We start from the raw sequence: 11,840 nt of genomic DNA, 5'->3' as shown, positions 1-11,840 counted from the left end.
ATTCATATGACCGCGCAGTACGTCACAAAAACGACGTGTTATCGCGTGATGTTGTTAGATACATGTGAGCAATGGCCATAACGTGTTTTCACGTTGTAACGCGATGTAACTCATTGCTGCCGATCATTTTGTGGGGCATACAAAAGAAAACCGCCGGACCAGCCGGCGGTTTCTTCACGCGATTTTCACTGCATTGGATTCGAGGCGGTGCGCCGTATCAGCCGCACCATACTCTTGCGTTGCGGAACATCCGCAGCCACGGCGAATCGCCGTTCCACTCGTCCGGATGCCAGCTGTGGTTGATCGCACGCGGGGTGCGTTCCGGATGCGGCATCATGATCGTGGTACGGCCATCGGTGGTGGTCAGGCCGGTGATGCCGTCGGGCGAGCCGTTCGGGTTCAACGGATACTCGGTGGCCACGTTGCCGTCGCCATCGATGTAACGCAGCGACACGCGCGCCGCCGCCTGATCGACCGCATTGGCGAACACCGCCTGGCCTTCGCCATGTGCCACCGCGACCGGCAGGCGTGAACCGGCCATGCCACGCAGCAGGATCGAGGGCGATTCCACCACTTCCAGCAACGCGGTGCGCGCTTCGAACTGCTCGCTGCGGTTGCGTCGGAACTGCGGCCAGTGCTCGGCCCCCGGGATGATGTCCTTGAGCTGGCTCATCATCTGGCAGCCATTGCACACGCCCAGCGCGAAGCTGTCCTCGCGGGCGAAGAACGCCGCGAAGGCATCGCGCAGCGCGCTGCGCTCCAGCACCGAGGTAGCCCAGCCGCGGCCGGCACCGAGCACGTCGCCGTAGCTGAAGCCGCCGCAGGCGACCAGGCCGGTGAAATCGGACAGCGCGACGCGGCCTTCGATCAGGTCGCTCATGTGCACATCGAACGAGCTGAAGCCGGCGCGTTCGAAGACGTTGGCCATTTCGATCTGGCCGTTGACGCCCTGCTCGCGCAGCACCGCCACGCGCGGACGCGCGCCGGTGTTGATGAAGGGCATCGCCACGTCTTCATTGAGATCGAAGGTCAGCTTGGGCTTCAGGCCCGGCGCGTTGAAGTTGCGCGCGATCGCACGCTCCTGGTCGGCGTTGTCCGGGTTGTCGCGCAGCTTCTGCATGGCGTGGGTGACCGACCACCACGCATCGAACAGCGCTTCCCAGCGCCACTCGACCAGGCTTTCGCCCTGCAGCGAGACACGTACCACCGGGGCGGTGGTCGGGCGCGCGATGCGCTGCGCGCATTCGGTCAGCGCATGGCGCTCGACCAGATCGGCGAAGGCCGCGCGGTCTTCCTTGGCGATCTGCACCACCGCACCCAGCTCTTCATTGAACAGGCTGCGGAACGGATCATCGCCCCAGGCATCCAGGGTGATGTCCAGGCCCAGACGCGAGGCGAAGGCCATTTCGCACAGCGCGGCAAACGCACCGCCATCGCTGCGGTCGTGGTACGCCAGCAGCAGGCCGGCCTGGCGCGCATCGCGGATCAGTTCGAAGAATGCGCGCAGGCGCTGTGCATCGTCCAGATCCGGCACGGCACCGGCGAAGGCCGGCAATGCGGAATGGTCGGCATGCACCTGGGCCAGGATCGAGCCGCCCAGGCGCTGCTTGCCAGCCCCCAGGCCGATCAGCCACAGCTCGCTGTCGGCGTCACGGTCGAGCAGCGGCGTCAGCTGGCCGGTGGCATCGGCCACCGGCGCGAACGCCGAGATCACCAGCGACACCGGCGACACCGACTTGTGCGCCTGGCCGTCGGCCTGCCACTGCGCCTGCATGGACAGCGAGTCCTTGCCGACCGGAATGCTCAGGTCCAGCTGCGGGCACAGTTCCATGCCGACTGCACGCACCGCGTCATACAGCAGCGCGTCTTCGCCGTGATGGCCAGCCGCGGCCATCCAGTTGGCCGAGAGCTTCACCGTTTCCAGCGCATCGACCGGGGCCGCGCACAGGTTGGTGATCGCTTCACCGACCGCCATGCGCGCCGACGCAGCCGCGTCCAGCAGGGCCAACGGAGTACGCTCACCGATCGCCATCGCTTCGCCGGCAACGGTATCGAAGCCGGCCAGGGTGATCGCCACGTTGGCCAGCGGCAGCTGCCACGGGCCGATCATCTGTTCGCGCGCGGTCAGGCCACCGACGCTGCGGTCACCGATGGTGACCAGGAAGTTCTTCGAGGCCACCGAAGGATGCGCCAGCACGCGCAGGCCGGCTTCATGCAGATCCAGGCCGGCGGTCTTCAGCGCCGGCCAGCGCGGCGCCGGCGGGTGCACGGTGTCGCGGTGCATCTTCGGTGCCTTGCCGAACAGCACGTCCATCGGCAGGTCGATCGGGGCATCGGCCGGGGTGTTGCCCACGGTCGCGCCATAGGCAACGACCAGGCGCTCTTCGGCCGTGGCGACACCGACCGCGGCGAACGGACAGCGCTCGCGTGCGCACAGCGCGGCAAACTCGGCCAGGCGCGCCTGCGGCACCCCGAGCACGTAGCGCTCCTGCGATTCGTTGCACCACAGCTGCATCGGCGACAGCGACGGGTCATCGGCGGGCACCTTGCCCAGATCGATCACGCCGCCCACGCCGGAGTCGTGCAGCAGTTCCGGAATCGCGTTGGACAGGCCACCGGCGCCGACGTCATGGAACCAGCGGATCGGGTTGTCCAGACCGAGCGCGACGCAACGGTCGATCACTTCCTGGCAGCGACGCTCCATTTCCGGGTTGTCGCGCTGCACGCTGGCGAAATCGAGGTCTTCGGCGCTCTCACCGGAGGCCACCGAGCTGGCGGCACCGCCGCCGAGACCGATCAGCATCGCCGGGCCGCCGAGCACGATCACCGCATCGCCGGGCTGCAGGCGCAGCTTCTCGACCTGGTTCTGGTCGATCGCGCCGAGGCCACCGGCCAGCATGATCGGCTTGTCGTAAGCGCGGGTCAGGCCCTCGCCTTCGGGCAGTTCGAAGCTGCGGAAGTAGCCAAGCAGGTTCGGGCGGCCGAACTCGTTGTTGAACGCAGCGCCGCCGAGCGGACCGTCCAGCATGATGTCCAGCGCTGGGGCCATGCGCGGGTTCAGCGCGCGCGGCGCCTCCCACGGCTGCGGCAGGGTCGGGATGCGCAGGTGCGAGACCGAGAAGCCGGTGAGGCCAGCCTTGGGCTTGCCGCCGCGGCCGGTCGCGCCTTCATCGCGGATTTCACCGCCTGCACCGGTGGCCGCTCCCGGGAACGGGGCGATCGCGGTCGGGTGGTTGTGCGTTTCCACCTTGATGCAGAACGCCGAATCGACCACGGCCTCGCTGCGGTACTGGCCGCTGGCGGGGTCCGGGCGATAGCGCGCGGCCGGGAAACCGGCGACCACCGCGGCGTTGTCGCTGTACGCGCTCAACGTGTGCTGCGGGGTCTGCTGGTGGGTGTTCTTGATCATCCGGAACAGCGAGTGCGACTGCTCGGCACCGTCGATGGTCCAGCTGGCATTGAAGATCTTGTGCCGGCAGTGCTCGGAGTTGGCCTGCGCGAACATCATCAGTTCCACGTCCGACGGCTTGCGGCCCAGCTCGCCGAAGCGCTGGCGCAGGTAGTCGATCTCGTCCTGGGCCATGGCCAGGCCGAGGCGGCTGTTGGCCGCTTCCAGGTCATCCAGGGCGATCCGTTCCAGCTCGCCGCGCGCCGGGGCGCTGAACAGTGCCTGCGCCTGCCCGGTCCCAGTCAGCACGGACTGGGTCATCGGGTCGTGCAGCACGCGGATCACCGCCTCCTGCGCAGCCGCGTCGGCCGGCCAGCCCGCCAGGTCGATGCGCAGGCCGCGCTCAACGCGGCGGATCGGCTGCCCGGCACCACGGACCAGCTCGGTGGCCTTGCTCGACCACGGCGACAACGTGCCCAACCGCGGCACCACGAAGCGCGATACCGCCCCGTCCTCACGCCCGGCCAGGTCCGGCTGGGCTTCCAGGATCCGGCTCAGGATCGCCGGGTCCGGGGCCGCATCGCCCTCGGTCTGGATGAAGTAGACATGCCAGGCACCGGTGATGCGCAGATCGGCGGCCAGGGACTGCAGGCGGGATTCAAGACGTTCGCGGCGGAACGGCGAAAGGGCGGATGCGCCCTCGAGGACCATCATGTCCGGGGAACCGTGGTTGGGAACGGGGCCCACTATTGTACCCAACTCGGCCGCCGCGGCCCGGCCCGGGGGATCGGCCGGCCCGAGCCGCAGCCAGGCCTGTTCACACCCGAACCATGCGCTGGTTCACGGATTGGCCGCAGATTCCATGACAACGTTATCACCACCTGGCCCACGGCCAGGTGCCGTCCGTCCCCCATGTCGTTGCCGGCCTCTCTCACCGGCGTCCGGAACTGCTGCACGCATGTCGCCATCCCGGCGGCATGCGCCCACCTGATCGGAGACCGACCATGCCAGACCCGATTGCGCGCCGTGCAGTGACATCGTTTTCCTCCCCCGCCCCGAACCTGCGCCGACGGCGCTGGCTGCTCGCCCTGGCCTTGGCCGCTGCCGCCGGCACGCCGACCCTGGTGCAGGCGGCGAACTGTACCGGGGCGCCCGAATGGAACGGCGCGGCCATCTATCTGGCCGGCCAGACCCTGCAGAAGGGAGGCGTGCTGTACCGCGCCAACCAGGACATCTGGAACGCCCCGCCGGACCACCCGGCCGGTGCGCCTTACTACACCAATCTGGGCGCCTGCGATGGCAGCGGCAGCAACCAGCCGCCCAGCGTCTCACTGACCTCGCCTACCGCCGGGGCCAGCTTCACCGCCGGCAGCAGCATCACGGTCAGTGCCAACGCCAGCGATGCAGACGGCAGTGTCAGCAAGGTCGAGTTCTTCCGTGGCGGCACCTCGCTGGGCATCGACACCAGCGCGCCGTACAGCGTGGTCTGGAGCAATGCCTCGGCCGGCAGCCACACGTTCAAAGCGGTGGCCACGGACAACAACAATGCGGTGACCTCCTCGGCCACGGTCAGCGTGACCGTCACCGCGCCCAGCAACGACACCACGCCGCCCAGCGTGCCGGGAGGGCTGGCCTCGCCCTCCAGGACCGCCACCACGGTGAACCTGGCCTGGAACGCGGCCACCGACAACAGCGGCGGCAGCGGCGTGGCCGGCTACGACGTGTACCGCAACGGCAGCCTGGTCGGCTCGCCGAGCGCCACCCAGTACACCGACGGCGGCCTCGCCGCGAGCACGGCCTATACCTATACGGTGCGCGCACGTGACAACGCCGGCAATGCCTCGGCGCAGAGCGCTTCGATCAGCGTGACCACGGCCGCCGGCGGTGGCGGCGGCGGCAACAAGCGGGTGATCGGCTACTTCACCCAGTGGGGCATCTACGGCCGCAACTACCAGGTCAAGAACATCGACACCAGCGGCTCGGCAGCCAAGCTGACCCACATCAACTACGCATTCGGCAATGTGCGCAACAACCGCTGCGAAGTGGGCGTGACCCAGGCCTCCGACCCGAACACCGGCGTGGGTGGCGATGCCTATGCCGATTACGGCAAATCCTTCGGCGCCGGCGACAGCGTCAGCGGCACGGCCGACACCTGGGACCAGCCGCTGCGTGGCAACTGGAACCAGCTCAAGCAGCTCAAGGCCAAACATCCGAACGTCAAGGTGCTGATCTCGCTCGGCGGCTGGACCTGGTCGCGCGGCTTCTCCAGCGCGGCGCAGCCGGCCAACCGGCAGGCGTTCGTGGCCTCGTGCATCGACGCCTACATCAAGGGCAACCTGCCGGTCGCCGATGGTGCGGGGGGCACAGGTGCGGCACTTGGCGTGTTCGACGGCATCGACATCGACTGGGAGTACCCGGTGGCCTGCGGGCTGAGCTGCGGCACGCCGGCCGACAACGCCAACTTCACCGCGCTGCTGGCCGAGTTCCGTCGCCAGCTCGACGCAGTGCGGCCCGGCCTGCTGCTGACGGTCGCGGTCGGCGCAGGCGTGGACAAGATCCGCGTGACCGATCCGGCCAGCTACCACCCGTACCTGGATTTCATCAACGTGATGACCTACGACTTCCACGGCGCCTGGGATCCGCAGACCAACCATCACTCGGCGCTGTTCGATTCACCCGCCGATCCCTCCACGGGCGACCAGAAGTTCTACAACAGCAATGATGCGATGGAGGCCTTCCTCAGCCGCGGCGTGCCGGCCAGCAAGTTGAACCTGGGCATCGGCTACTACGGGCGCGGCTGGACCGGCGTCGCCAGTGGCAACAATGGGCTCTACAAGAGCGCCAGCGGGGCGGCACCGGGCACTTACGAGGCCGGTATCGAAGACTGGAAGGTGCTGAAGACCCTCAACTGGCCGGTCTACACCGACAGTGTCGCCAAGGCCACGTGGATCTCCAACGGCACCACGTTCTGGAGCGTGGACACCCCCGCGATGGTCACCGAGAAGATGGGCTATGTGAAAACACAGGGCCTGGGCGGTGCGTTCTTCTGGGAGTTCAGTGGCGACGATGCGCAGGGCACCCTGACCAAAGCGATCAGTGATGGCCTGAAGTAAACCCAGCGCGCGGGCCGCTGCCCCGCGGATGGCAAAAAAAACGCCCCGGCCTGGCCGGGGCGTTCTGTTTCAGCGGCTGCCGCCTGCCGAGACGCGCTCCAGCGCGGCCTTGAGCTGGGCCGGGGGCAGGTAGCCACCGAGCTGGGTGCCATCGGCGGCGAAGATCGCCGGGGTGCCGTTGACGCCCATCTGCTGGCCGAGCTTGTACTGCATGGCCACCGGGTTGGTGCAGTTCTTCGGGGTGACCGCCTTGCCGGTCTTGGCCGCGGTCAGGGCCTGCTTGCGATCGGCGGCGCACCAGACCGAAATCATGTCGGTGTAGTCCTGGCTGCCCAGCCCCATGCGCGGGAACGCGAGGTATTCCACGGTGATGCCGTTGCGGTTGAGCTCGGCGATGTCCTGGTGCAGCTTGCGGCAGTAACCGCATTCGATGTCGGTGAAGACGCTGACCGTGTACTTGGCGTTCGGCGCAGCGAACACGATGCGCTCGTTATGCGGCACGCCATCGAGCAGCTTGCGGCGGTAGCTGAGCAGGCCCTGGCTGCTGACCGGCGCCTTGTTCTGGATGTCGTACGGCTGGGACTGCATTAGGTAGCGGCCGTCATCGGAGACGTACAGCACCTGGCCGCCGACCAGCACTTCACGGAAACCCGCGAACGGCGCCGCACCGATGAAGTCGGGCTTGAACGTGGGGTCCAGCTGCTGCAGCGCGGTGCGCACGCGCTGGTCGGCATCGCCGGCAGTGGCCGGGGCCGCAGCAGTGGTCTTGGCCGCCGGGGCGGACGGTTGCTGCGCACAGGCAGACAGGCTGAGCGCGCCGAAGAGCGCCGCAATGGCAACACGGAGCATCGAGCATTCCGGTGTAAGAGGTCAGGCTGGATTCTCGCACAGCTGCCTGCCCGCGCAGCTGGACCGCAGTGGAACGGTGATGCGCGGCCGGGTTCTGCCCGCCCCCTCAGCCGCGCGGGTGGTGCTTGGCGTGCAGTTTCTGCAGGTGTTCGCGGGCGACCAGCGTGTAGATCTGGGTGGTGGACAGCGAACTGTGGCCCAGCAGCATCTGCAGCGCGCGCAGGTCGGCGCCCCGGTTGAGCAGATGCGTGGCGAAGCTGTGGCGCAGGCCGTGCGGACTGATCCTGACCGGGTCGATCCCGGCCAGGACCGCGTACTTCTTCACCAGGCCCCAGAACTGCTGGCGGCTGAGCGGATGCAGCGAGGGTTCCAGGAACATCGGCACCGCGCCATCCTGCGGCGTCGGCACGTTGCGCTTGCCGGTGAGCTGCGGCCGCGATTCGGCCAGGTACCGCTCGAGCCAGTGCTGGGATTCCTCGCCCAGCGGAACCAGCCGTTCCTTGCTGCCCTTGCCGGTCACGCGCAGCACACCCTGGCGCAGGTTGACGGCATTGGCCGGCAGGTTGACCAGTTCGCTCACGCGCAGGCCCGCGGCATACATCAGCTCCAGCATGGCGCGGTCGCGCAGCCCGAGCGGCGTCTCGATATCAGGACTGGCCAGCAGGGCGTCGATCTGGCTTTCGGCCAGCGCCTTGGGCAGCAAGCGGGGCAGTTTGGGCGGATCCAGCAGCGCGCTTGGATCGTCCGTGCGCTCGCCGCGGCGCACGGCATCGGCGAAGAAGGCCCGCAGCGCGGAGAGCAGGCGGGCATTGCTGCGTGGCGACCAGCCGTGGCGCGAGCGCCAGGCAAGGTAGTCGAAGAGCCCGGCACGATCCAGGCCGGCCAGGCCCCCTGTGGCGCCATCACGCCAGCGCGCGAGACCCTCGAGATCGCGCCGATAGCTGTCCAGGCTGGCACGGGCCAGGCCGTGTTCGGCCCAGGCGGTGTCGAGGAAGCGCTGGATGCGTACGTTGTCATCGTCACGCAGCTCGGGCAGGTGCTGGACAAGCTGGCGGCGCAGGGCGGGGGTAGTGGCGTCGGACATGCGGACAGCATACGGAGCGGAAGGTGCGTGGGCCATCGAACGCGGGCGGCGGGCCGGGTATGCTCCGGAACATGACCGATACCGCACCGTCGTCCCCTGCTGCTGATCGCCCTGCATCGTTGCTGCTGTGGCGGTTGTTGTCGTTGCTGTACGACTTCTTCCCGGCGCTGGCGCTATGGATGCTGCTCGGTGCGGTGTTCGTGGCGATCTACACGTTGAGCGGTCATGCGGAGCGGGAGAACATCGCGCCGTTCAGTGCATGGCAGTGGGCGTTGTGGGCCTGCTGCTGGCTGCTGACGGGGCTGTACGCGACGATGAGTTGGCGTCGCGGTGGGCAGACGCTGGGGATGCGGCCGTGGCGGTTGCAGGTGGTATCGCTGGACGGCACGGTGCCGACGCGCAGGCAGTTGTGGCTGCGGTATGCGGTGGGCTCGCTGTCGGTGTTGGCGGCCGGTCTGGGGTTCTGGTGGGCGCTGGTGGACCGACAGCGCCTGGCCTGGCATGACCGGGCCAGCGGGACGCGGGTTGTCCGGTTACCGAAGCGCTGAAGCTCAGGCGCCTTCCAGGAAAAAGCTGAAAGCAGCGTTTCGACTTTCTGTGCGTTTGCGGAGAGGCGCAACCCATTTCTGGACCCGCCGCAAGTACGTCCATGTAGGCTCGTAGTGCGCCATTCATGGCGCACTACGGTCCCGAAATGGGTTGCGCCTCTCCGCATTGACAGATCACGTAATGCGGTTGGTAGAAGTGGAATTACTGCGTGCCTGAGGTATCGCGCTGAATACCGAGTGTCGCGATCAAGATGCCTCAAGGAGCGCAACCTTCATCGCGAAGTCGAACGTTGGCTCAATCGATAGATTCATTCGCCGCTCTGCCGCTCGACCAACAGGACTCGACACGAGCAAAGGCGCCTGCGCATCCCATCAGAACGGACAGAGCCGGGCCATGCCCGGCTGCTCTCCCTCCCCCACCAGCACACTGTCGGAGGCGCGGCGGGATTGCCAGGCCGGGACCGTGTGCTGCCATGGATGGCAGCACACGAGCCTACAGGGACGTACTTGCGGCGGGTCCCGGAATGGCGAGCCTGTCGCGCCTAGCTCGAGAGTACATGGTGGCCGCTTCGGCTTCGGCGTTTGGCGTTTGGCGTTTGGCGTTTGGCGTTTGGCGTTTGGCGTTTGAGCAGAAGAATCAGCCCGACTTCCGCCGGAACAACAACCCGGATACCACCATCATCACGATCGGTGGCAACGCATACGCAATCCGGTAATCGAACTTCAGCGCACCCGCCATCCGGCCGAAGAACAACTGCAGCAACCAGAAGCCCAGCGCGAACAGAATGCCCAGGAACAACCGCTTGCCCATGCCACCACTGCGCAGCGATCCGAACGCGAACGGCACCGCCGCCAGACACAGCGCCAGCACATTGATCGGATAGAACCACCGGCTCCAGTACACATCCTCGTAATCGCGCGCATCCAGCCCATTGCGCTTGCGATACTCGATGCTGGTGCGCAGATCCATCGCCGTCAGATTGCGCGGCTTGGAAATGCCGCTGGCCAGCGCTGCTGCATCCAGACGTGAATTCCACGGCTCGGACTCGACCGTCTCGCGGGTCGCCGAACGCTCACCGAAGGTGTCGCGGCGGACCTTGTTCAAGACCCAGCCGTCGGCGCCATGCTCGGCGGTCGTGGCGTAGGTCAGCGAGGCCAGGCGGCCGTCGTCGGCGATCTTGTACAGGCGCACATCGTGCAGGATCAGGCGCGTACCCCCGCCGGCCTGCAACTGCTCGTCGCCGCTCTGGGCGTTGAGGAAGGTGTCGCCTTCGCGCGCCCACACGCCCGAATAGCGGGCCGCGCTCAGGCTGCTGCCCCACTTGGCGCTGATCTTGATGTCGTCGGCCTTGCTCTGGCCCCACGGGCCCAGCGTTTCGCCGCTGAACACCATCACCGCGGTCATCAGCGACAGCGCGATCGCCACCGAGACGCTCAAGCGCTTGCGCGACAGGCCCAGCGCGCGCAGGGCGGTGAGCTCGGAGGTGGCGGCCAGCTGGCCCAGGCCCATCAGCGCACCGATCACGGCCGCGGTCGGGAAGAAGGTATAGGCGCGGCGGGGCACGGTGTACAGCACCCAGGCGGCGGCGTGGCCAAGGGTGTAGCTGCCCTTGCCGACGTCCTTGAACTCGCCGGAGAACGCCATCACCACGTCCAGCCCGACCAGTACCGCCCAGGTCAGCAGGACGGTGCCGAACACGGCGCGGCCCAGGTACAGATCAAACCGCATGGGGCGCAACACGTTCATGCGGTCCTCCGGGGACGCGACAGTTTGCCGTCGCGGAAGTACATCCACAGGGCGAGGGCCAGCAACGGCAGGGTCAGCCACCACAGGCCGGCCGCTGCGGGCAGCTTGCCATCGGCGATCCAGCGGGTGCCGATGAACATCAGGTTCATGCCGACCATGTAGGCCAGGAAGGCCAGCATCATCCGGCCGTAGCGCTGCTGGCGCGGCGAGCTGCGGGCCAGCGGCAGGGTCATCAGGGCGAAGGCCAGTGCGATCAGCGGCGGGGCGATGCGCGAGTGCAGCTGGGCCTGCGCATCCGGACGCGCGTCACCGAACAGCTGGGTGGTGGGCAGCAGTTCGGGATCGTCGTCCTTGCGGGTCTCGGCGCCGTCGGGCATGGCCACGTCGTTGCGCGCGAAGGTCATCAGTTTGTAGTCCAGCGCGCCATTGGCCGGGCCCTCGACCTGGTGGCCGTCATCCAGTTCCAGGTAGCGCTGCTTGGCACCTTCGAAGTACATCCGGCCATGATCGGCGGAGATCACCTCGAGGCGATCCTCCTTCTGGCGCTGCAGGAAGACCTTGCCCAGCTGGGTGCCGTCCGGGGAGACCGAGGACAGGTAGACCACGCCGCCATTGGGCAGCAGGGTGAACTTGCCCGCCTCCAGGCCGGCCATGACCACGCTGCGGTTGGCCTCGTCGATCATCGTCTCGCCGGTGCGGTCGGCCCAGGGGCCCAGCCACAGCGAGCACAGGGCGATCAGCCCGACCACCGGCACCACCAGCATCAGCAGCGGGCGCAGCAGGCGCTTCGGGCCGACGCCGATGGCGGTGATGACCGCCATTTCCGAGTCCCGGTACAGCCGGGCCGTCGCCAGCAGCAGGCCCAGCATCAGCGCCAGCGGCAGGATCAGCGGCATATAGACGATGAACTGCAGGCCCAGCTGGGAGAACAGCAGGCGGGCTGGCAGGCGGCCGTCGGCGATGTTGCCGAGGATGTCCACCAGGACACCACCGACGCTCACCACCAGCAACACGATCAGGGTGGCCAGGAAACTCTGGACGAAATCACGCAGGAGATAGCGATCGAGCTTCGACATGGGGCGGTGGTTTAAACTCTCGGATTCGTTCGCGG

General features: G+C 67.4%; 7 protein-coding genes. 2 read left to right on the top strand and 5 right to left on the bottom strand.

Annotation, left to right across the window (positions count from 1 at the left end; all coding sequences use genetic code 11):
* Positions 1 to 217: 217 nt before the first annotated feature.
* Positions 218 to 4,102, bottom strand: coding sequence for a phosphoribosylformylglycinamidine synthase (gene purL, locus AC07WC_RS01070; RefSeq protein WP_495208417.1), 3,885 nt, complete (start codon positions 4,100 to 4,102; stop codon positions 218 to 220).
* A 290-nt stretch (positions 4,103 to 4,392) separates the two neighbouring features.
* Between purL and AC07WC_RS01065 the strand changes: the two genes are divergently transcribed.
* Positions 4,393 to 6,501 carry a glycosyl hydrolase family 18 protein gene (locus AC07WC_RS01065; RefSeq protein WP_495208416.1) on the top strand — a complete coding sequence of 703 codons (2,109 nt, stop codon included), beginning with the start codon at positions 4,393 to 4,395 and terminating at the stop codon, positions 6,499 to 6,501.
* 69 nt (positions 6,502 to 6,570) lie between these two features.
* On the opposite strand, the gene AC07WC_RS01060 is transcribed toward AC07WC_RS01065, so the two are convergent.
* Positions 6,571 to 7,350 carry a thioredoxin fold domain-containing protein gene (locus AC07WC_RS01060; protein WP_495208415.1) on the bottom strand — a complete coding sequence of 260 codons (780 nt, stop codon included), beginning with the start codon at positions 7,348 to 7,350 and terminating at the stop codon, positions 6,571 to 6,573.
* A gap of 106 nt (positions 7,351 to 7,456) precedes the next feature.
* The gene (xerD, locus tag AC07WC_RS01055) at positions 7,457 to 8,434 is read right to left on the bottom strand and encodes a site-specific tyrosine recombinase XerD (RefSeq protein WP_495208414.1); all 978 of its coding nucleotides are present in this window, start codon (positions 8,432 to 8,434) and stop codon (positions 7,457 to 7,459) included.
* A gap of 59 nt (positions 8,435 to 8,493) precedes the next feature.
* Here xerD and AC07WC_RS01050 point away from each other — a divergent pair, with 59 nt between their 5' ends.
* Positions 8,494 to 8,982: an RDD family protein gene (locus AC07WC_RS01050; protein WP_495208413.1), complete on the top strand. Its 489-nt coding sequence runs from the start codon at positions 8,494 to 8,496 to the stop codon at positions 8,980 to 8,982.
* Between the two features lie 637 nt (positions 8,983 to 9,619).
* Here AC07WC_RS01050 and lptG read toward each other — a convergent pair.
* Entirely contained in the window at positions 9,620 to 10,729 is a 1,110-nt protein-coding gene (gene lptG / locus AC07WC_RS01045) for an LPS export ABC transporter permease LptG (RefSeq protein WP_495208412.1), read from the bottom strand.
* Positions 10,726 to 11,805 carry an LPS export ABC transporter permease LptF gene (lptF, locus tag AC07WC_RS01040; protein ID WP_495208411.1) on the bottom strand — a complete coding sequence of 360 codons (1,080 nt, stop codon included), beginning with the start codon at positions 11,803 to 11,805 and terminating at the stop codon, positions 10,726 to 10,728. The genes lptG and lptF overlap by 4 nt, the downstream gene beginning before the upstream one ends.
* Between the last annotated feature and the right edge of the window lie 35 nt (positions 11,806 to 11,840).

This window comes from Stenotrophomonas sp. GW821-FHT01H02A (assembly GCF_059422145.1).
The sequence above is the reverse complement of the archived record's forward strand: the minus strand, read 5'-3'. Positions and strand labels throughout refer to the sequence as shown.

Bases quoted from the DNA above. Each gene is read 5' to 3' on its own strand.
- AC07WC_RS01060 (WP_495208415.1), bottom strand. From the start codon at position 7,350: ATGCTCCGTGTTGCCATTGCGGCGCTCTTCGGCGCGCTCAGCCTGTCT.
- purL (WP_495208417.1), bottom strand. From the start codon at position 4,102: ATGATGGTCCTCGAGGGCGCATCCGCCCTTTCGCCGTTCCGCCGCGAA.
- lptG (WP_495208412.1), bottom strand. From the start codon at position 10,729: ATGAACGTGTTGCGCCCCATGCGGTTTGATCTGTACCTGGGCCGCGCC.
- lptF (WP_495208411.1), bottom strand. From the start codon at position 11,805: ATGTCGAAGCTCGATCGCTATCTCCTGCGTGATTTCGTCCAGAGTTTC.
- AC07WC_RS01065 (WP_495208416.1), top strand. From the start codon at position 4,393: ATGCCAGACCCGATTGCGCGCCGTGCAGTGACATCGTTTTCCTCCCCC.
- xerD (WP_495208414.1), bottom strand. From the start codon at position 8,434: ATGTCCGACGCCACTACCCCCGCCCTGCGCCGCCAGCTTGTCCAGCAC.
- AC07WC_RS01050 (WP_495208413.1), top strand. From the start codon at position 8,494: ATGCTCCGGAACATGACCGATACCGCACCGTCGTCCCCTGCTGCTGAT.